The sequence below is a fragment of the Alteromonas gracilis genome (genome assembly GCF_036870955.2).
Classification (GTDB): Bacteria; Pseudomonadota; Gammaproteobacteria; order Enterobacterales; family Alteromonadaceae; genus Alteromonas; species Alteromonas gracilis_A.
This window is the reverse complement of sequence record NZ_CP145482.2, coordinates 1,334,873-1,357,696: the sequence shown is the minus strand read 5'-3', so window position 1 is coordinate 1,357,696 and position 22,824 is coordinate 1,334,873. Positions and strand designations below refer to the sequence as shown.

At 44.2% G+C, this 22,824-nt stretch carries 13 protein-coding genes and 2 pseudogenes; 5 read left to right on the top strand and 10 right to left on the bottom strand.

Annotated features, from left to right (window positions below; translation table 11 throughout):
* Positions 1-240 precede the first annotated feature (240 nt).
* The 8 genes and pseudogenes from V6N89_RS06470 to ffh form a co-directional block, all read right to left on the bottom strand.
* A complete protein-coding gene (locus tag V6N89_RS06470; protein WP_346993558.1) occupies positions 241-852 on the bottom strand; it encodes an alpha/beta hydrolase in 612 nt (203 codons plus the stop codon).
* Positions 795-1,208, bottom strand: coding sequence for a hypothetical protein (locus V6N89_RS06465; protein WP_338516870.1), 414 nt, complete (start codon positions 1,206-1,208; stop codon positions 795-797). The genes V6N89_RS06470 and V6N89_RS06465 overlap by 58 nt, the downstream gene beginning before the upstream one ends.
* A 28-nt stretch (positions 1,209-1,236) precedes the next feature.
* A complete protein-coding gene (locus V6N89_RS06460) occupies positions 1,237-1,629 on the bottom strand; it encodes a TerB family tellurite resistance protein (protein WP_338516869.1) in 393 nt (130 codons plus the stop codon).
* 365 nt (positions 1,630-1,994) lie between these two features.
* The gene (locus tag V6N89_RS06455) at positions 1,995-3,143 is read right to left on the bottom strand and encodes a phosphoenolpyruvate carboxylase (protein ID WP_346993557.1); all 1,149 of its coding nucleotides are present in this window, start codon (positions 3,141-3,143) and stop codon (positions 1,995-1,997) included.
* 67 nt (positions 3,144-3,210) lie between these two features.
* On the bottom strand, positions 3,211-3,846 hold the full coding sequence (locus V6N89_RS06450; protein ID WP_338516868.1) for a condensin complex protein MksE: 636 nt from the start codon (positions 3,844-3,846) through the stop codon (positions 3,211-3,213).
* Positions 3,843-7,538, bottom strand: coding sequence for an ATP-binding protein (locus tag V6N89_RS06445; RefSeq protein WP_346993556.1), 3,696 nt, complete (start codon positions 7,536-7,538; stop codon positions 3,843-3,845). The genes V6N89_RS06450 and V6N89_RS06445 overlap by 4 nt, the downstream gene beginning before the upstream one ends.
* Positions 7,539-7,915: 377 nt before the next feature.
* Positions 7,916-9,991, bottom strand: a complete 2,076-nt coding sequence (locus V6N89_RS06440; protein ID WP_346993555.1) for a hypothetical protein — start codon at positions 9,989-9,991, stop codon at positions 7,916-7,918.
* A 187-nt stretch (positions 9,992-10,178) separates the two neighbouring features.
* A pseudogene (gene ffh, locus V6N89_RS06435) lies at positions 10,179-11,619 on the bottom strand (signal recognition particle protein).
* Positions 11,620-11,854: 235 nt separating this feature from the next.
* On the opposite strand from ffh, the gene V6N89_RS06430 reads away from it, so the two are divergent.
* Positions 11,855-12,646: a cytochrome C assembly family protein gene (locus V6N89_RS06430; RefSeq protein ID WP_338520232.1), complete on the top strand. Its 792-nt coding sequence runs from the start codon at positions 11,855-11,857 to the stop codon at positions 12,644-12,646.
* A 124-nt stretch (positions 12,647-12,770) separates the two neighbouring features.
* Positions 12,771-14,072 carry an HlyC/CorC family transporter gene (locus V6N89_RS06425; protein WP_338516865.1) on the top strand — a complete coding sequence of 434 codons (1,302 nt, stop codon included), beginning with the start codon at positions 12,771-12,773 and terminating at the stop codon, positions 14,070-14,072.
* On the opposite strand, the gene V6N89_RS06420 is transcribed toward V6N89_RS06425, so the two are convergent.
* Positions 14,069-14,257, bottom strand: a complete 189-nt coding sequence (locus tag V6N89_RS06420; protein ID WP_338516864.1) for a hypothetical protein — start codon at positions 14,255-14,257, stop codon at positions 14,069-14,071. The genes V6N89_RS06425 and V6N89_RS06420 overlap by 4 nt on opposite strands.
* A 120-nt stretch (positions 14,258-14,377) precedes the next feature.
* Positions 14,378-14,893 (bottom strand): phosphohistidine phosphatase SixA, encoded by a 516-nt coding sequence (gene sixA, locus V6N89_RS06415; protein WP_338516863.1) that lies wholly within the window; start codon positions 14,891-14,893, stop codon positions 14,378-14,380.
* Between the two features lie 169 nt (positions 14,894-15,062).
* Between sixA and V6N89_RS06410 the strand changes: the two genes are divergently transcribed.
* The 3 genes and pseudogenes from V6N89_RS06410 to V6N89_RS06400 all read left to right on the top strand — a co-directional run bounded on the left by V6N89_RS06410 (position 15,063) and on the right by V6N89_RS06400 (position 22,637).
* A complete protein-coding gene (locus V6N89_RS06410) occupies positions 15,063-15,974 on the top strand; it encodes an insulinase family protein (RefSeq protein WP_346993554.1) in 912 nt (303 codons plus the stop codon).
* 112 nt (positions 15,975-16,086) lie between these two features.
* A complete protein-coding gene (locus V6N89_RS06405) occupies positions 16,087-17,811 on the top strand; it encodes an insulinase family protein (RefSeq protein WP_338516861.1) in 1,725 nt (574 codons plus the stop codon).
* Between the two features lie 255 nt (positions 17,812-18,066).
* Positions 18,067-22,637: pseudogene (locus tag V6N89_RS06400) on the top strand (EAL domain-containing protein).
* Positions 22,638-22,824: the final 187 nt, after the last annotated feature.

Here is a 22,824-nt window from a genome sequence, read left to right as displayed (position 1 = left end):
AAAACCCTTCTATTTTAGTTTTACCGATAAAGCTCAAAATATTGTCTACCATATTAGTAAAATACGGGTTATACGTGAGGCGCGCGTGTACCTTGTCATTTTCTTTATACCCCCAGGGACCATACCACACTTCATCACCAGCCTTACATTTCGACTCTTTATTACTGCCCTGTCCATTGTCACAAATACGAAATTTGCTTTGTGTGCCGTACAGACTGTTGGTTGACGAAAACAGATTACTCATATGAGAGGCAGCGCTGATATGCGCGTCAGGCAGCTGCATTGTTTGAACAACAACGCTATTGGGCAAGACATCTGGCTTTGTTTCCCCTGCCACAACAAACACTTGTGCGGATGAGTAAAATTGTCTCGAAATTGCTCTGCGACTTTCTCTGTATCAACCACGCTGTCCTTTTCTGCCACTGTCATCAGCACTGGGATATTAAGTGAGTTAGGACCATCGTCTCGGTTAAACAATGCTTGTAGTTGATTAACGCTTTCTTGGTAGGCTGCAAAGCCAGGCATAGCTGTTGAGTTATAGCGTGAAGGGTTGTCTTCCTCTTCCACATTTGGCCACGGCACAAGCGTATCTATATAGGGAGCAAGTCGCGAGACAAAAAAGCGAGATTTAAAGGCCGGAGAGAAATGTATTAAGCCAGTAATATCGTCCCTAAAAAAGCTCGCAATGGTCGTTAAATTGGCTCCTGTGGAGAAGCCCCCAACATAAAGATTTTTAACTTCGTGAGAAAACAGCTCAATATGAAAATTGGTTTCAGTTTGCCACTGCTCATAACTCACTGACAGCATATCGCCTGGTTTAGTACCGTGCCCCGGAAGTAATATGGTTCGCACATAAATTCCTTCAGAACACAACGCTGTTGCGACATCACGAAAAAATAAGGCGAATCTCCCAAACCATGTACTAAAAGCACGCCCGTTTCAGTGTGTTGGGTTCCGCACTCAAAGGGCATATTCATGGCTATTTCTTGCGCTTGAGATGTGTTTTCCCCAATGAACACACGGTTTTTCTCGATATAGCGTTCCACTTGTTTGAGATATGCATTATATGGCGCAACCTTAAGCGGGAAAGTTTGTTCTCCTGCATCGAATTGCGCGCTGTGTGACGAATGACAAGCACTAAGCACAGCAAGGGAAACAGACGCGGCAACCAGTGCCGCTGTTTTTTTAGCACATAAAATGAGATTCAAACTTTATTCTGCCCATTTATGACAGTGATTACTGGAGGGTATCTTTACCGGAAATAAGCGCTTTGGCTAGCAGTTTATGTGTGAGCACAGATAACAGTTCGGTTTCAGCTTCGCTACGCTCACCATCGACACCAGTAATTGCCATTGCCACTTCAAGGGTTTTCTCTGCGTCAAACGCTAAATCATTTTTTAGGCTACGCAATAGCGTCAGTGCGTCTCCCGTATCAATCGCTTTTCGGGTTTGATAAATCGTATCGTTGAGAAAAGCTTCTGGACAAATTGGGCTTTGCCAATCTAGTGAGTCCACCATATCACTCAAGTAGTCCTGTTCTGAGAGGCTCACCATGCCATCTACTTGATATAACAGCACAGAGAGTTTTATTAACGCCTGATTAAAATTTTGCTGATCTGATAATTGCATAACATTCTTCCTCTTCGTACTGTACGCGGCAGTACCACAACATGTTCTGCATCCTGCAGAAGCTAATGAGCAAACGCCTTAAAAAACGCGAGCTCATATGTTCACCGCACATTGGGCAATGTAAGGCGCTCAATTGACACCCGTATTACGCCGCGATGAATGTTTAAGTTCACACTGTTAAATTTATGTAAACGGTATGTATATTATAGGTCCTTTTCGCTTTATTCCAAGCTTTGATAACAGCAAAAAATGAGTGGTTTAATGAAAAGCGTGCATGCTATAAATAGAAAAGCCAGCAAACAGAAACGAAGAAATATTCTGCCGCTGGCTTTACAAACCGCGATGTGTACACGTGTTATCTAACGCTAGCGTAAGCCCAGCGTAATATCGTTGATGAAGAAGTTTCCTGTGTAAATTTTGTCATTGTTCCCATGAGGCTCAAGTGCAAAGAATTGTTTGTCCTGATCATCAAGTGCCTGATAGCCGCCAATAACTTGATAAATCCAAACTTCAGGGTCGAAATCAAGAGACTTCTCTTCAAAATAATCTAGCGCTGTTTTTGGCTGACCTGAGTCAATCACATCGCAGAAATAATCCTCAACGGCTTTTTGCAATGGGTCTTTCTCAAGCGAAACTGTGGATTGCTCAGTTACATCAATATCGACAGGTTTGCTGTCCTGATGCTTGTTTTGACGCTTATGTACATGGGTTAGGGACGCTACAATATATTGGTAGTCAGCTTCGTGCTCAACATTGTTCACGTCAGGACTTGCATTAACAATGGTGTTAGCAGACTGATTAAACAGAACGGGAACATTAGTCAAGTTCGCATAGTTACCCGGCGTGAAATCAGGCTGTTGCTCCATATGCAATAAGAAGCCTTTTAACAAGCGCGTGCGACCTTGAAACTCTCTGAACCGTCCTAGTAAATCCAATAAGCGCGCTTGCACCACTGACAGCTCTTGCGCTGCTTTTGCGAAGCGTTGCTGTAGCGAAACCACTAATAAGTGACGTAGTTCGCGGTTAGAGCCAGCGAGTTCACTAAGTTCGTCGAAGCGAAAGCACTCAAGTTGAGAAAGCAAGTCTGTCACCTGCCCTTGTGCCAGTTCATTTTCACGAATCTTCGCTTCTACAGAAGACACATAACCAAACTCATTATTAATGCGCCCGAACATAACGCGAACACTATTACTAAGCGACTCAGACAGCTGATACACATGTTCGGTCAAATCTCCCATATGGGCAGCCGCTTCATTGTACTTATTGTAATGGAGCGCTTCTTTATAGTGTTCTGTCAGCGTTTTGAGGCTTGCCAGTGACGCACCAATATTGGCATTGATAGTGCGATTTCGCTCGTCCTGAAGGCTTCCTTCAAGCAGGCTTCTTACCGCGCTTTTAAGACGCAACTCACTCTGCGCTTCAGGGCGCCAAAGCACGCCCAGCTGTACAAGCTGTTCAAGGACTTTTGGGCTATGGTCGCGTTCTTTCACTGAACCATTAATGTAAGCCTGCATAATTAAATCACTATGACGCCCCAAGGCGTTAAGCAATTTAGTGCTTAAACTTGTATTAGCACCTGACTCATATCAAGCTACCTTGCGAAATAGCGGCCTCCGCTTGCTCAGACAAGCTTAGGGCTTCGGTTTCATCGATAAATCGCAGCATCTCGTAAAGGTGCTCTATTTTGCCCGTACCCAAATAAATCTGCTTATCTGGGTTGGGTTTTATCAGATACCCCATTTCCGTCAATCGCTTAAATACTTGCTTAAGCTGACCATCTAAATTCACACTGGTAGAGCCGAACATGCGATAGCGCGAAATTTTTTCTAGCTGCTCTGCATAGGCTGGCGTATCTTCAATGGTTGTTTGCAGCTCATTCAAACGAATGGCGCTGCCCATTGTGATCGGCATATCAGATTCATTGGCTTGCTGTACAAGCAACAACCACTCCACCAACGGTACTAGGTTTGACGCCGTATCCTGAAACTGCTGAGTCAGTACTTTGCGCTCACTCTCACCAATGGTTAGGTAGCTTGCAAAGAAAACGTCACCTTCTGCGGTGGTCGATAAGGTTCGGTTAAGCAGCGCAAGATGCGGCTCAAGTTGTGCGGCTTTGTCGCGACTTTTTAGAAAACGCCACGCCTCTTCATCGGTCACCTGACAAATAAACGCGCCTTGTAAAAGTGCACTAAGTACACGGCCTTGTTCTGTCATCATGCTGATGTCTCCTCACCTGCTGCTTCATTTTTTCGCGCTTTAATACGTGCTGCAATCGTGCTGGCTTTTGGCTGCACCACTTGAAGCTGGCGTGTCACTTTGTCAATAAGATAGCGGTTTTCAAACAACGTCAGTACTTCTGACTCTGGGTTAGGGAAAGCACCCACAACGCTGATATTGTTGTTCTGACACGCATCAAAAATCTTTTTAACATTGCTTTGGTGTAGTGTACCTAGCTCATCAATAGGCCAATGAACGGTAGCTTCAGCGTCCCCACGCAGCAAGCGCGTGAAGGCCAACAGGAACTTACATAAAATCAGGTATGCCATACCATGACTCGATGATTCATTAAGCTGACGGTCTGTGCGAATAACCAGGTCGCTGTTACCTTCTCGAAGGTGTAATTCAATGTCTAACAATTTACTAATTCCGCCTGTAAGCGCGGCGCGACCAAGAATATCAAGAACACGGCGCATACTTTGTCCATATTCTTCTTCTGGTAGTTCATTAGCGCCCTCTTCCATCCAGTGCTCGTAGAGCTTTCTAAACTGTTCAAGCTCAGGCCAAAACTCAAGTTCACTGATGCGAGAGCGAATTTTCACTGCCGAGTCTGAAACTCCGTCAAGGAACAATTCGCCATCAACTTCCTGAGTAATACGTCGACTCTGAGACACAATTCGCTTATCGATATCAGCCAGTACAAAATAGTACTGCGAGAGGTCTGCACCAAAAATACGGCCTTGCTCACGTAAGCCTTGAAGCTTTTGCGGCACAATCACGTTAAGAAGTTGGGCAAGGTGCGATACCATTCGGCGGTGATCAAAGCTCTTAACCCCATGGGCGTTAAGCGTTGCACACTCCTCTCGTGCCCGCTCCCATGTGTCAGACAGCCCGGTTCCGGCTTGTGCAGCAATAAGCTGATCGAAACGCTCTACATAAGCACGTATATCACTCAGCAGGTTTTCGCGCTCTTGCAGCTGGCTTTGCACTTCTGAAATACGCTGCCCAATGCTCACATCATCGTGTTTGATATCTGAGATTTCATCTCCTGCATGCAGCGTCAGCTTTGCCAATGACTTGCTAAGCGCTTTCACTTGTTCTAAGTGCTCGGTGGCCGTTTTCTGTGTTTGCTCTAGCTGTGTGTGCTGCTCTTGCAGCTGCTCTCGCGCTGTCTTATACGCACTTTGCTTGCTGGCCAAATTGCGCTCCGATTCGCCAAGAAGTTTTCGCGACTTAGACAGCCCTTCTTGCCAAATGACTTTTTGCTTAGTGAATACATTGGTATACCAACGCTCGTAATCGGCAACCTTATGGCGGTGCGTTTCAGTGCGTGCAATATCTTCCTTGAGTTTATTGATTTGCTTCTTAAGCTGACCAATTTCATCGACATCAACACCACGGTTATTCAACTCGCTTTCTAGCCAGTCCTGCATATCCTGTCGGTCTTGCGCAGCGTTGTCTTTGGCTTTTTTCATATCGCTATCAAGTTGCGATATGCGCGCTTCGCTATCGGCAATAAGTTGTTGCCAATGAAACTTGTGCTCAGTCTCTGCCTCGCGCTGTTGATCTTTAATCTCGTCGCGACTTAGCTCAAATTGTGCTTTCGCTTGGTTTTGCGCCTGTTGATTGGCTTCAAGTTTAGTCTTTGCCTTTTGCTTGCGTGCTGACAGTGCCTGTTGATACTCGCTAAGCACAGTGTCGCGATCTTGCTGGGCACGCTTACGGCTTGCCTCTGCACTTTTTACTGCGTTGTCTTTTTGGGTAACAATAAGCTCAGCATTACGCACATCTTCATTAGCTTTAGCCAGTCGTTGCTCACACTCATTTTGTGCAGCGAGCGCAGCGGCTTGACGTACTTCTGCTTCTTGAAGCTGTTGCTTTAGGGCTTGCTCTGTTTGCGCGTATTCTGGTGTGTCAAGCTCTGAAAGGGCAAGCTTAACCCCCATGAATGTCTCATTTGTCCCTTCCATACTTGGGGCCAAATCAGTGCGTTCCAGTAATTCTGGACGAATGACTTTACCTAACGAGAGCTCCCAATCATCCACGTTGGCTCGTAGAAATTCTAACAGCGCTCCCTCACCGGGATAAAGTAAGCCATTAATCTTATTAACGGCTTTTTCTTCGTTTTGAAATGCATGCCGGGCTTTATCTAGCGCACTTGAACATTCTTTTCGAAATTCAACGGCTTTACTATGTATTTGTTGAGCTTGACGAAGTTCTGCTCTCGCTGCATCTTCGTTTATTGAAGCTTCTTTAATAGCAGCATCTAGAATGTCTAGCTGTGATTGCTCGAATTCGTTATAACCGGCGTTTGATAATGACGCTTTCAGTTCGGCCTCAGTGACCTTTAGCGCATTGGTATTTTGTTGAAAGTCATTTTGTAGCGCATTTAACTGGCCACTGTAGTCATCGCGAATTCGGCTCAGCGCTTCGCGTTCATTTTGCTGTTGCTCGGCTTTGTTTTCTGCTGCTTCTTGACGTGCAGCAGACATCTCTTCCAGTGTGATCGAGAGTCTTTCACCCAACTCGGCCAAACGCTTATTATATGCCGATTCAATATCTTGGTGCTTCTCAGTAAGCAATATGTAGCGGCTATCAGCTAAAGACTTTTCATTTTGCCATTGCGATAGATTGGCTACGTCTTCTTTAAGCTGCTCAATGTTTTCGTCTTGCCATTTGTCAAATTCGCGCTCGACAGTATCAAGCTCACTAGTAAACTTTTCTACATCTGCACGGGCTGATGAAATGACCTGATTTAAGTGGTCGCGGGTGTCGCCCCATTCACTGTCAGTTTGCTTACGCTGAAAGCTGTTTTCATCCAGCCCATTTTTGGTGGTTTCGACACGCGCAGCCAAATAGGTTTTATCAAGTTCAAAGCTATGTTTGAGGTTAGCAAGTACCTGCTCTGTGCTGGTCAGCGCCATATCAGCTTGTTCTAATTTCGAAAACTCTGGGCGAATTTTATCGAACTGCTTTATAAGGTGGCATTCTTTGATCCAGTCATCTACACGGTTGCGGCTTAAGCCCGACGTAGGCGGTGTTACGCCATCTTCCTCCAAAATAGCGGCTATCATCGCTTTTATGGTTTCCATCTTGCCTTCTTTGGAATGCACCGCCTTGGCCAACTTTTCTATGTGGCGCATGTGCTTTGACGGCTCACATAGGCTGAAGATTTTTGCGTAGCCCAACAACTCCCTGGCATTGTTGCTTTGATTCAACACGCCATGATCATTTTGAATAATGGCGCGAAAATCTTTGGTATTGAGCAGGCTCGTTACCATAATGTTATTGCGCTTCATAGCGCGCGCTAACTCTGCACTACTGACACTGGCGTGCTTACCGTTTTTTTGTTCAATAAGGTAATCATTGATATCAAACGGCTTACCTACCAAACGGTAATTAACACCGGTACCGTTTGAGCTAAGTACGGCCTGGCATAGATCGCCTTCAGCACGTGTATACTCATATATAATAAAACTCGACAAACGGGGTAAGTACCAACGCTCGAAACTGTCGCGGGTTGCTGGTACTACTCGACTAGGGTATTCCCCATAGAACACGGGTATAAGTCGTTGAAGCGTGGTTTTACCCGACGCATTGGTACCACAAATATTGGTATGTCCATCAAGCTTTAATTCGACAACGCCTGGCAAGTGGGTGTCGATAAGAATAATACGTTTTAAGCCTGCCATAGTGTTCCTGTATCAATAACTCTGCCGTATGAAAGCTCACACAGCACAAAACTGTACCTGCTTCGATATGGAGAAAGTTGCATATCTGATAGAAAGCGAGCACACGCGCACGATGTAGCACGTCAGTGTATTATGAAATTACGCGCTTGGACAGATGCACTATTACTTGTTGGCTACAAAGTACACTATCGCAAACCAGTAAACATCAAAAAAGGGAAAGGCTAGTGTTGGAGGACCAGAGTTTCGACGACAAAGTGGAAAAAAGATAAGTGGCACGTTCGTGACTACTCTGAACGTGCCGACATTTTGACTACTGAATTACCTTAGTAAGCTAGGCGATAAATACGTACCGCTGCGGCAATTACTACAGACATCTCTTACTTCACTGACAACACATGAACCGACTCGGGTGATGGGTACATCATGTTGAAAGTCGGTGCGATATCCCCTGAAGCTGAGTTTATAATATTGTCAAACCGCAGGATCATACCATTTGACTTTTCCGCTACGTAGACGTGACCATTGCTAAGCATTAAGTCCACTGGATTACCCAACATTGAGTTCGGTCCAGCAATATTCACCGATACATCAGTTAAGCCATCAGCACCTCCCGCTCCGGGTATGACATACAGTTTCCCGTCAGTAGCATCTGCTGCGCTGCCCACATCGGAAATAACTAGGCTATCGCTTTGGGTGTCATAGTCTATGCCATGTATGTTGGTTGGCGCAGGAAACGCTGCTCCCCCACTCGCTGGAATAATCAGTCTATCTTCACCAGTAATAACGGTTTCACCACTCTCCATTTTACGCAACACTTCTTCAAACACCGCTACTGAACCGTTGGTCAAAGCCAAGTAAGCGCTATCTGTCGATGGGTCATAGTCCACGTCCCAAGGACGCGCCCCGTTGTTGGCTTCGAGCGTTAACAGAGGTGCGACGCTGCCTGACGCACAAGGTGAAAACACGCGCACAGCGGGTGTAGTTTCGTTGACGTCAGCAACAAATACAACGCCGGCTTTTGAGGCGATATCTAGCCCTTTAGGGGCAACAAGACCTGTTTCGCTACCCACTATCATGTGGTCGAAACTGTCGCTAAATACCATACCGTCTCGCGTGCTTTTAAGTCGATTTACCACAAGTAAACCACCTGTCGAAGTATCCACATTATCAAATGTAATCACACCGTCGCCACTTGCTGTGAATGCTGCGCTCTCAATGCTCATGTTAGCGTCGAAGGTGCTTAACTCACTGGATAAAACGGCACTGTATTGCGCTACTTGTCCTGTTGTTGCACTGTCACTTGAGGGGTTACTTGATACCGCAAGGCCCATTATGGGCATGGTAGTTATGCCGTCGTCTGAAGCATCCTTTATCTCATCGAGCGGAGTTAGCTCGGCCAACGACTCTGGTTTTACAGAAGGCGTTGATAGCGTTGGTGAAACGTCACCACTAGCACCGTTAAAAATATTTGAGAACACCAAAATAGCGTCATTTGACTTATCTGCTACACGTAGGTCAGAGCCCGTAAGAACAATATCCACCGGATTACCAAGCTGGGTGGACGCGCCGTTAATCACTCTGCTTGGTACGACAGCCCCATCTGCCGAAGAAACATTATCTAGGACAAAAATTTGACCATCATCGGCAACAGCGGCATCACCCACATCAAACAACACCATACGATTAGACATAGGCTCGTAGACAATACCATGCAGATTAATCGAAATTTGATTTCCATCTGCATCGGAAGGTACTACAGAGCGCATAACAGAAGGCGCAAAATTAGATCCGGCGACGTTATCGTATACTGCTAATGTACCATCGGTCAGTGCTACAAATAATCTATCGCTTTGTTCGTCATAAGCCACGTCCCACGGTTTTGCAGATGTCATTATTTCAGCTATCGGTGCAACATTCCCTGCCGCTTGACTTCCAAAAACACTTACCTTTTGACCATTGAAATCAGCTACCATGATTAAACCCGAGCTCTGTGCAAAAGTAATACCTTTAGGATTAACTAGCCCGGTAGTTGCGCCTGTTATCTCGTGTCCTGCATTCATCATGTAATCAGCTTGAGCATCAAAATTACATTGCGTTCTCAGTAATGGTAAATCACTATCGCCAGCTTGCACTAACGTTCCACCCTGAGTGAATACAATCCCCTCGTTGGCCCCTGTTGTTACTGTTGATAACACGTTCGCGTTTTGGTCGATAGAGGTAACCGTATTACGGTTTTCATCGCCATTATTTGCTACTAAAAAAGTGGCTGAAGCAAAGCCCGGAGTTCCGTCTTGACCTGGAGCACCATCTTGCCCGGGTACGCCGTTAATTCCATCTACTCCGTTCATACCATCGGCGCCGTCATCACCATCGCAGGCACTTAAAGAGAACGCCATAGCAGTAGCGAGTAATGATAGTTTTAATTTTTGTTGTGATGTTTTGTTGAATTCCATCTTCATCTCCGTACTTGTTGATTCGTGAAGAGACGTTACTTCAACGCACAATGCGAGAAGTACTGCTCACGTCCTGTTCAACAAGCCAAACGTTTGATGAGGGGTACTGGATGCAAAAAAATAAAAAAACCTCAATGCATTGCTGCGATTGAGGTTTTTAACCACTGTTAAGCTGAGCGGTAATTCTTTAACGTGGTGGGAATCCACCACCACCGCCGAACCCACCAGGGCCGCCGAATCCGCCCGGGCCACCTGGACCACCTGGGCCTCCAAAGCCACCACCCGGAGGCATCATGCCCTTCATTTGGCGCATCATTTTCTTCATGCCGCCGCCCGACATTTTTTTCATCATTTTCTGCATTTGCGTAAACTGCTTCAACAAGCGGTTAACGTCTTGGATCTGGGTACCAGAACCCGCAGCGATACGACGCTTTCGAGAACCCTTGATCATATCTGGGCGCGCACGTTCAGCTAGGCGTCATGGAATTAATAATGGCTTCCATTTGGTTAAACTGCTTGTCGTTTGCCTGATCTTTAATTTTGTCAGACATACCGCCCATGCCAGGCAGCTTGTCTAGCATACCCATCATGCCGCCCATGTTCTTCATTTGCTCTAATTGATCTTTAAAGTCTTGCAGGTCGAAGCCTTTGCCTTTTTGAACTTTTTTGGCAAGCTTCTCAGCTTTTGACTTATCAACTTTGCGCTCAACCTCTTCAATAAGGCTAAGCACGTCACCCATACCAAGAATACGAGACGCAATACGCTCTGGGTGGAATGGCTCTAACGCATCAACCTTTTCACCCATACCAATAAACTTTATCGGTTTGCCGGTAATATGGCGCACTGACAGTGCCGCACCACCGCGCGCATCACCATCCGCTTTGGTCAGGATAACATAGGTTAGTGGCAACGCGTCATTAAAGGCTTTCGCCGTATTTGCCGCATCTTGTCCCGTCATGGCATCAACCACAAACAAGGTTTCTACTGGCTTAACTGCGGCGTGTAACTCTTTGATCTCGTCCATCATATCGCTGTCGACATGTAAACGACCCGCAGTATCCACTAGCAACACGTCAAAGAAGTTCTTCTTCGCTTCGGCGATTGCATCATTAACGATATCAATAGGCTGCTGCAGAATAGTTGAAGGGTGGAACGCAACGTCAACTTCGCTTGCTAACGTTTCAAGCTGTTTAATCGCTGCCGGACGATATACGTCGGCACTGACCACCATAACCTTTTTCTTCTCACGCTCGGTAAGGTACTTGGCCAACTTACCTACAGAGGTTGTTTTACCCGCACCTTGGAGACCAGCCATAAGAACAACCGCTGGAGGTTGCGTTGCCAAGTTCAGCTTTTCATTCGCCTCACCCATCACTGACTCTAGTTCAGACTGGACAATCTTAATAAAAACCTGGCCTGGCTTAAGACTCTTAGTAACTTCCGTGCCTACTGCACGCTCTTTTACTTGAGCAACGAACGCTTTAACTACTGGCAAAGCAACATCAGCTTCAAGCAACGCCATGCGCACTTCGCGCAGCGTTTCTTTTATATTGTCTTCGGTAAGACGCCCTTTGCCACTAACATTGCGTAATGTCTGGCCTAAGCGTTCGGATAAATTTTCAAACATAGTATGAAACTTCTTTTTATTTCAGACGTAATGCGTACATTGTATCGTAAAAGCGGCGCGTAACGTACCCGCATTTGGCGTTAAATTTTAAATTCTGAGCTCTCCACCCACAAGGTGTTCTAGTTGAGGTCTGAAACAAACAAAATCAAGTAGATGGTTGAATTTACTTTCAAGTTGCAGTATCAATACCGACTCTTACGGTGACTATTCTCACTATCACATCACAGGACGTAACATGAACACCCTTTTTGCCATTTCCGCTGCCTTTTTGTACGCCTTAGCTGCCGCAGTGTTAATTGGTAAGTTTGTACACCATGAGGGCCCCAATAAACGCCTCGGTTTGTCGTTGGCAAGCGTTGGTGCTATCGCGCACATTGCGTTTTTGGTAAATGTGATAATGGTCGCGCCAGGACAAGACATGAGCGTAACAAACGTGCTATCGCTCGTCTCGTGGATAATAACTGTCTCAATGCTGGTTTTCGCGCGCGCAATACCAAATCTTATTTTGCTGCCCGTGGTATTCGGTTTTGCAGGTATCGCCGTGTTAGCAGCTACCTTTATACCAGTCTCCTACATAATGCACATAGAGTTGCAGCCAGGTTTAGTTGTACACATTAGCTTGTCGCTTTTTGCATATTGTACATTGGTAATCGCATTTCTGTATGCGCTACAAATGTCATACATCACATATAGGTTAAAACAAAAAGGAGCTTCGCTGCTGCATTCTTCGCTGCCGCCACTTATGCTGGTAGAAGGCATCTTATTTAAACTTTTGCTGGCGGGAACATCGCTTCTTACCGTGTCGTTGTTAAGTGGTTTTCTGTTTTTAGACGATATGTTTAACAAAACATATGCTCACAAAACCGCACTCTCGCTTGCAGCGCTAGTCGTATTTTTGATACTGCTTGTCGGCCAAAAGTTACGAGGATGGAGAGGCAGGCAGGTCATTGTGATGACCGTTGTCGGCGTTATTTTGTTATCTCTTGCCTACTTTGGCAGTAAACTTGTAAGAGAACTTATTCTTTAAAATTACCTAGCTTGCTTTAATGTTACGTTTTCTAAGCAATTAGCCTCATATCGACATTTTTCGCTTGAAACAATGAACTCAAATTACTACATTTGAAGGCTAGATCAAGACAGGAACCCCTTAATTGGACGACATATCAACGAGTACGCTGTTTATCGCGCTCGGCGTACTCATACTACTATCTGCGTATTTTTCTAGTTCTGAAACTGGAATGATGTCGATAAACCGTTATCGACTTAAACACCTTCAAGGCGAAGGTAACCGCTCTGCTATTCGCGTAGCGAAACTTCTCGACAGACCAGACCGCCTCATTGGCCTTATTTTAATAGGCAACAACCTTGTAAATATTGCTGCCTCGTCATTGGCTACCATATTATGCATACGGTTGTTCGGGGACTACTGGGGACTCTTTGCAGCTACGTTTGGACTTACATTGGTACTACTTATTTTCGCCGAGGTAACACCTAAAACATTGGCGGCGTTGTATCCTGAAAAAGTGGCGTTTCCTAGCTCTATCATCCTACTTCCGTTGTTAACGCTACTTTATCCGTTTGTGGCGGCAATCAACGGCATAACAAACGGTATATTAGCGCTATTGCGTATAAGCCCAGCTAACGGCAGTGATGACTCATTAAGTCGTGAAGAATTGCGTACTGTGGTATTCGAAGCAGGTACGATGATTCCGAAAAAACACCAAGATATGTTGGTCAGTATTCTCGACTTAGAGAGCGTGACCGCGGAAGATATTATGGTGCCTCGCGCTGAAATTTTTGCGATAGACATCAACGATGATTGGAAAAAAATCCAAAAGTCACTGACTCACGCTCAGCATACCCGCGTTTTGTTGTATCGAGACAGCATTGATGATGCCGTAGGCTTTGTTCACGTGAGAGATGCGTTGCGATTGCTTTCTAAAGATCAGTTTACTAAATCGAGTCTATTGCGCGCGGTTAGAGAAATTTACTACACGCCTGAATCTACACCTCTGCATACGCTAATGTACAAATTTCAAGCAGAGAAAGAACGCATTGCCCTCGTTGTTGATGAATACGGCGATATCATGGGTCTAGTGACGCTTGAAGATATTTTGGAAGAAATCATTGGCGACTTTACTACTAGTATGGTCCCAGATCACAGTAAAGAAGCGCATGTTCAGCAGGACGGCTCTGTACTCGTAGACGGAAGTGCTAACGTCAGAGAGCTAAACAAAGAAATGGACTGGAATTTGCCAACAGAGGGACCAAAAACACTCAACGGGCTTTTGCTTGAGTATCTTGAAGATATTCCAGAAAACAAGGTAAGCGTGCGTTTGGCGGGATACCCGTTAGAAATCGTTGATATAACAGAGAATATGATAAAAACCGTGAGGATCATGCCAGAGTTTTATGTTCCTCCAAGAGAAAACGGAATAGAAAAACTCAACTAAGCATCGTCAACAAGGCGCTGTGCTCTTTTGGCCAGCGCTTTCGCTTTCGCTTCTGCAACTTTGTCTGACAATACAGACAACTTCGCAATAATATCCTGCGTCTCCTCGTCTTCACGCAAATCAGCCTCAGCCATATGGGACTGAAGCGAACGCTTAAGGAGCTCAGGAATAGATTTGCTATCCATTTCCCAACCCTTCAATAGAATAATTCTGACACTCTCAAAATTGCTATCGACCGTTGAGAAATTTACTTGACGTTTTTTTGTAAAAAAAGCGTCTATTTAAATAATAAAAGAAGTACTGATTTAAAGCCCTTGGTAATGGGTAACTAAGGTGCCTTTGTGTGCGCTTAATGAATATTTTATTACCGCAATAGATGCAGTAGAAAATAAGCTCGTCGTATATGACTGACACAGCTCATCAACCAAGTAACTGACAAACGGCATGTGACTGACAAGCAGCATAGAACGGATAGGTTTTTTTGCATTTGCCGCCGCGTGAATGCGGGCGTCAATGTAGTCGCTCACAATTTTCGGCGAACCTTCAGGAATAATGTCTTCGCTACTTTCTATTTTGTTAGCGACAATGTCTAAAGACACCATATCGTGAGTTTGTTTGGCGCGTCGATAAGGACTGACGAGAGCGAGATCAATCTGCCCATTCTCGCAGTAGTGTAATTTCAGCCATGCTGCAGCTGCCTTGGATTGCTCTCGACCAACCTGGGTCAATTGTCTACTTTTGTCGTCTAACCGAGGCGTTTCTGCCTCACCGTGACGCATAATAAACAAATAAATGTCGTCGTTGCTACTTTGACCTGACATAACATTGCGCATAGTATTAATGAAAGTATGGTAACGATATCAGAGAGCAGTAATCACGCATAGCGATAAACGCTGAATAGTGAAAAATTTATCCATTTTCAGTTGTTTCGCGAGCACTAACTACAATTTCGCCACGGCAGCAAGGCGTCCATAACTACATTGAGACAACGTGAGCAACACAATAAACTTTGAAAATGCGCACCACATCACTCTGCCTAACGGCTTACGTGCTATGCTCTGTCACACACCAACAGCACATGAATCTTATGTTTCGATGGCTGTTCGAGCCGGACATTTTTATGATCCTATAGACTGTCAGGGTTTGGCGCATTTACTTGAACATATGCTATTCATGGGAAGTCGCCACCTACCTAAGCCCAATGCAATTAATGGTTTTATTGAACAGCACGGCGGCTCAATTAATGCCTGGACAGGGACTGAATACACGAACTACCATTTTAACTGTGCTGGCGATGCACTCGCTCAGACGTTACCTGCATTTGCAGACATGCTCAGGCAACCCTTATTTGAAGAAGACTCGTTAAGCAAAGAGATAAACAACATTCATGCGGAATTCGAGTTTAAAAAGAAAGACGACCTTCGACGCCTTTATCAAATTCATAAGGAAACCTGTAACCCTGAGCATCCTTTCGCAAAGTTTTCTGTGGGCAATAGTGACATTTTCTCGAAACACGCTGTTCATGAACTAAAACGGCGATTACGTTCCCTTCACAACACATTTTATTGCGCTGAAAATATGTGTTTATGTATTGCCAGCCCTATGCCCTTGGAGCATATTGAAGCGTTGATAAATCAATGTTTTGGCTCTATGGAACAAGGCTCTGTTGCAAACGACAATTGGCCTACGCTGTATACCGAAAAAGAGTTAGGCGTACAAATCAACATTCATCCATTGCAAGATGCAAAGCGGATGATTGTAACTTTTGCGCTTCCCGCTCTTCAAAATGATTTTAGAAGTAAGCCGCTGAACTATATAAGTCATCTTATTGGTGATGAAGGTGAAGGTAGTTTATTAGCCTATTTGAAAAATAAAGATTGGGCGTTAAACCTGATCGCTTAGCTCTGGTATCGAGGGAGATCAATTTAAAGACTTTAACGTTAGTTTTCAGCTAACACAGAAGGGTTTAGACAATAAGTCCGAAATTCTAAAGGCACTGTTTAGCTACATTGCATTGATCAAAGATGCAACAACTCAAGCTTGGCGATACAACGAAAAAGCAAAGCTCAACGCGTTGGCGCTCGAGTATGAAGAGAATGTGAAACCACTATCTATGGTGTCAGAATACGCCCAGCATCTTTTCATTTTTTCACCTGATGAGATTGGTATTTTACGGTCGACCATCGGCGATTACGACCAGAGTGTGTTGGAACATGCTTTGTCATACTTCACTCCACAGAACATGCGAGTAAAACTGATTTCAAAAAGCCTAAAGACCACAAATGTGTGCGCCTTTTATATGGCGGAATATCACGTAGAAAAAATGGAGAGTACACTGCTCGATGCGCTTTGCGAGACACACACCATAGAAGCGCTCCGTCTGCCTCCGCCGAACCCCTACCTAGGGGAGGAATACCAGTTAATATTGCCAGAGCAAGGCTATAACTCACCAAACAAGCTTATCGATGATAAAGACTTTCGTTTTTGGTTCGCGCAAGACCAACAATTTCATAGCCCTAAAGGCGATATCTACATGTCGTTCGATGCCGCTAGTTTTTCTGACACGCTTGAATCGGTGGCCGCCAAGCGAATATGGCTAGGGGCGCTAAATGATTTCTTGCAGGCTAAGTACTATCGTGCAGAAATTGCTGGTTTGCATTATAGAATTTATGGTCATCAAGCGGGCTTTACGCTGCATACTCGAGGTTTTACAAATCAACAGACGTTGTTAGCGGACCAATTGCTTGAGGCGGTAAAAAGCTATGTTCCCGACGAGCGTGTTTTTGAACACCACAAGGCATTACAAACGCAAAGTTTACAGAATTCATTGCTAAACAAACCCACAAACCGTTTGTTTTCGCGATTGAGTGTATTGATACAGCGCAACACTCAAGCCCCAGTAGAACTATTAGATGTAGTAGGAAATATTAGCTACGAGCAGCTATTACACTACAGAGAAGCGGCGTTTAGTCGTTATTTTGTAGAAGCGTTTATGCACGGAAACTGGACAAGCGAAGAGGCTAATGCGTTTGCCCAAGCCGTTGGACATCGCAACAAAAATGCAGGGGGCGAAGCACTCTCCCGCGCTGTATCTAAATTGCCTGTAGGCAAGAGTCTTTACCACGAAGTTGTGTGCGATCATGATGACGCAGCAATAGTATTGTATTTGCAAGCGCCCTCGCCTGATTTGACCGATACTGCGTTATGTATGGTTTTAGAGCAAATGCTCGCCGCACCTTTCTTCAATGCACTGAGAACCGAGCAACAATTAGGCTATATTGTGGGAACGGGGTACGTGCCCCACAACCAACATCCAGGCATGGCGTTTTATATTCAAAGCCCGCAGTGCAGCCCAAAACACCTCCTCGACGCGACCACTACCTTTTTGTTTCAGCAACTGCGTGAAATAGAGTTTTATCGCTTTTACTGGCCCAATATCCAACAAAATCTAATTAAGCAGTTGGAAGAACGCGATCTGACATTATCAATGAAGTCACAGCGTCTTTGGGTAAGCTTAGGCACCCAGGATTTCGGTTTCGATAGAAATACAAAACTGGCTGAGCGGATAAAGCAGCTTGGTTTTGAAGAAATTCTCGCTTTTGCAGAAAAGCTCGCCGAACGCCAATACTGTGGCGAACTTATTCTGTTTTCGCGGGGTAAATACGAAGCCATCCCACATGTAAGAGAAAGAACAATTAACGATATTTCTGAATTCAAGCAACAAATTCCTTATTACTAACCCCTCAAGATTTAACGTTCACCGACGTTAATTTTTGAGCGGCAATTCGCTATTTTCGTTAATTTATACAGCTTTTGGCCGATAACGAGATTCGAGTCAGAAGGATCTTTGCTTAAGAAGTAAACCATCATTCCCTTAATCTTAAAAAGTCCTTGTAGCGATGCGGTTAATTCGGCATATTTGTTATTCTGGCGTTAGGGATGCCGCCAGATAAAAATAAAAAATAATAAATGGCGTTTTGCCAAAGGTGTGTAGGTGCGCTCAACCCTAATTTTTTCAATATCGCTTATTTGGTTGGTTTTGTCGGGACTTTTATCTTCTCCCGCGAAAGCGACGGAGATATTTGATCTCAATTTTAAGCAAATTAACAAACGCCACGGTCTCTCTGATAGTTCGGTGCTCGACATTGTTGAAGACCGAAAAGGGTATATTTGGATAGCTACCGCAAACGGCCTTAACCGCTACTCTGGGTATGACGTAAAGCAATACCACCCTTCTGATGTAAACCCTAACTCAATCCCTTCAGGTTATGTTCCTAAGTTATTGTTGGATTCAGAAGGTGAATTGTGGGCAGCGACGCAAGCTGGTTTGGCAAAGTATGTGCCTGAATCAGACAACTTTAAAGTTTTCGACAAAGAAAACTCTGTTATTAAGACAGATTTCATCACGCATTTAAGCGAATCATCGACTGGTGAAATTCTCTTCACAGATCCAAAACACTTGTACAAATATTCCAAGAACCACAATCGCATAGAGATGGTTGTTAAGTTCTCAGATACACCAGCATTCATTCATGTTATCCGAGACGAAGCCAACCGTGTTTGGCTTGGGTCTAATCGGGGGATATCTATTCTTGATAAAACGAATAACGAGCTTTACCGTGCTGATAGCGTTAACCCATGGGGCTTTTCGTTAGATATAGATAAATTAAGCGATATAAGAGCTATAAACGGAAATTATTGGCTGGCTACTGACAACGGCGTATTTGTTGTAAGTGCATCAGGGCGAATTTTAAAGCACATTACCGGAGAGCTACTCGGCCAATCTACTTATCCGCTCAACGTCAACACAATTCGAAAAATTGGGACCGACATCTGGATAGGAACGAAAGCTGGTCTTTACATACTTAATGATGCCGCTGAAAACTCCATAGACGACGCTTACACCTTCAAATACACCTATTTAAATAGACTAAATCAAGAAATCACGGGGTTACCATTAGCTGATATCACGGGTATCTATATCGATAGAATGGATGCTATCTGGCTGACCACACTAAAGAAGGGAGCCCACAGATACCACTCCCAATATGCAATCAGTCGATACAAGTCTGTGTTCAATTCAGACAAAAAACTAGAAGATGATTATTCTGCTATTTGGGGCTTTGCTGAGGATAACGCCAAGAATATGTATGTTGTCTCCCAGCAACGAGGAATTGGGCTAATCCAGAATAATACGGCTGAGGTTTCCTTTTTTGATGCATTCAAACAGTTACCCGAGACTGTTACATTTTGGGATTTAGAAATAGATGCTAATGGATTCTTTTGGGTAGCATCTTCAAATGGTGTTTACATTTTTGAACGCAAAGGTAACAGCCTAAGCCTTGTAGAACATATTTTTGAAGGCATGTTTATTGATTTTTTGTATCAAAGCGACAACAACATATGGTTATGGTCAGAAGCTAATGGCCTTCAGGGTTTGAGCATAGCTAAGCATGGCGACGGAACCACGCCAATAAGCATCACTAAGATTGACAATACAACTGACTCAACGCAATTCATCCCTATCTATAAAGACTCTTCTAATCGACTTTGGCTGAGAAGTGATAACAGTTTGATGGTCTACTCATTGGAAAAGAGCAGGCTTATTAAAAGCTTTAAAAGTGAAGGTGAATCCGACTCATTAATAAATGGTGTGTATGGAGTATACGAAACAAATGACGCCTTTTGGGTAACGACGCGAGCAAATGGTGTTGTCATGGTAGACGCCCAAACACTAGAAATAGTAAAGCATCAAACTAGAAACGATGGTTCTGGCTACATTATCTCCTCTACTGGCCTAGGAAATAGTATCTGGTATGTGGATTCTAAAGGAATCCACCAAATTGAATTACCTAGCTTGGAAGAAGTGGTTACGATCCCTAATTCTGAGTTGAACTTCAACTCGCTCGGAGAGAGCTCGGTCTTTGTTTCTTCTGAAAACGACATCTTCTTTGGTGGTATGGAAGGGTACAATCGAATAACCCAAAACAAAATAAGTAAATCCACAATTGCTTCGAGTACCCCCAAGCCAGAGATTTCAGAGTTTAAAATCTTTGGTGCGACCGAAATTGAAACAAAGAATAAGCGTGATACACAAGGGAAAGACGAGAGTTTCATCTCATCAGAGCAAAATGTTACATACAGCAATGAGGTTTTTCTGCAATATGACGAGACTCGCTTCAGTATTTCTTTCTACCTCTTAAATTCGATTTATCCAGGTCAAACTGCTTACCGATACCGACTCACAGGTCTTGATGATACGTGGACGTATTCAGGTAATGAAAGAACAGCACAATTCAACAATATTCATTTTGGCACTTACACATTTGAAGTTCAGGCTAAAGAGCCGAGGAAACAATGGTCTGAAAGCAAATTATTTAGTATTACTGTCGATAGACCACCTTGGTTACACTCGGTTGCACTCGTTTTTTACTGCATTGTTGCAATGGCCGTGTTCGGTTTTATCATTCGACAATATCAGCTCCGTAAAGCTAATCAGTTAGCGATAAAAGAGTCTGAAGAGCGGCTAAAGTTAACCCTCTGGAGCTCAGGCGATGAACTATGGGATTGGGATGTTTACCGTGGACAAGTATATCGTGCCAATACATGGGGAACGCTAGACTTCCCCCAAGACGATATACGTACCACTGGTTCATACGATGCCAATATTCATCCTAACGATATCAATCGCGTAAAAGAGGCGCTTAGGGAACACCTAGAGGGTAAGAGCGAATTCTACGAACTGGCATATCGAGCGAAAACGTTTACAAATCAATGGATATGGATTTTGGATCGCGGCAAAGTAGTGTCTCGAGATCACAATGACCAACCCGTGCGCATGACGGGTACACTAAAAAATATCCATCACTTAAAAGAAGCTGAAGAGCAATTAAACCTTTTTAAACGCTCTATTGAAAACATCTCAGAAGGTGTTTTCATCACTAACACGCAGTTTAAATTTATTAGCGTCAACTACGCATATTGCACGTACAACTAGGTGAAACACGAGACCAGGCTTTGGCTAGCTACATGCATTTTCATCTTTACCCTGATGCTTTTACAGAAGAAATAAAGAAGACACTTAAAGCCAAAGGTAATTGGTCAGGAGAAGTAGAGAGCGTTCGCGTAAATGGCGAGCGTTACGAGATGGAACTTAACATCGATGCTGTTCACGATGAAGATGGAAAAATAAGTCATTTTGTGGGTGTTTTCAGTGATATTACATCGCGTAAGAGCACCGAAAAAGAGCTGTTGAAGCTAGCTAACACCGACCCACTAACAGAACTTCCAAACCGCTCGTTTTTTCAAGCAAGTCACCAAAACTTGGTACGCAAAGGTGCTCAGCATACGCTCTTGTGCCTGGACATGGATAACTTCAAAAAAATAAATGACTCTTTAGGTCACCAAACTGGCGATATCCTAATTAAACAAATAGCCAAACGCTTGCAACGTATTACAGGGAAGAGCGCCACCTGTTATAGGTTGGGCGGCGACGAATTCAGTATTCTTATGGATGACAACGCAGATATTCATACAGTGACTCACTATGCTCAGAGCCTGTTGGATACCCTATCGCGCCCGTTTATCATCAATAAACAAGAGTTTGTGCTGGGTGCAAGTATTGGTATTGCCTTTTTCCCCGATGACGGTACGTCACCGCAGGAAATGCTGAAAAACGCCGACACCGCTATGTATTTCGCTAAAAACAATGGTGGAAATAGTTACCAGTTTTTCAGTGGTGAAATGAACCAAAATGCCGTGCGTCAGCTGCAAATTGAAAATTTGATTAGACAAGGAATTAAAGACGATCTCTTTACGGTTTACTACCAGCCCAAAGTCGACATAGCCTCTGGCAAGCTGGTTAGCATGGAGGCATTGGTACGCTTTGAACATCCACAGAAAGGGATTGTTAGCCCGGGTCAATTTATTCCATTGGCAGAACAGACAGGACAGATTATAGAAATCGGCGAACAAGTCCTGCGCAAAGCCTGTGCTGATACCAAACGGTGGGTAAACCAAGGGTTATTTAGCGGTCGTGTCGCCGTCAATATTTCAGCAAAGCAATTTGAATTGCCTGATTTAGACGAACGCATTAATAAAATATTGAATGAGGTTGGCTTATCGCCGCTTCACTTAGAATGCGAAATCACAGAAGGCACGCTAATGGAGAGTCCCGAAAACGGACTTAGAATGATGAATCGACTGCGTGAACGCGGTATTCATCTAGCCTTAGATGACTTTGGTACAGGTTACTCTTCATTGGCATACTTAAAGCGCTTCCCGCTGAACACACTAAAGATCGATAAAGCATTCATTGACGACATCGCGAAAAGCAATGTCGATAGGCACATGGCAGCAGCAATCATCAATATTGCGCACAATTTGGGACTAAAAGTAGTGGCTGAGGGCGTTGAAGAAGAAGCTCAACTAAACATTCTTCGACGCTATGATTGCGAAATGCTGCAAGGTTTCTTGTATAGCCGCCCGCTCAACGCAGAACGATTTGAAAAGCTCCTATCAGAAAACCAGAAGCTTCACACGCTACTTGGGCAATCCAACTTCTAACGTATTTGTAGCAGGTGCAGTGTTTAGATAAACATTGTACTTGCCGACATATGCTCTTTTGCAAAAACACATGTGAACGGCACACCTTTTCCTTCTTGTTTCAAAAATCTGGCACTAACCAGCCATGTTCTACCGCACTTATTGAACTTCTGCGTCAATGATGTGACGCATAGCAGAAGTAAATCAA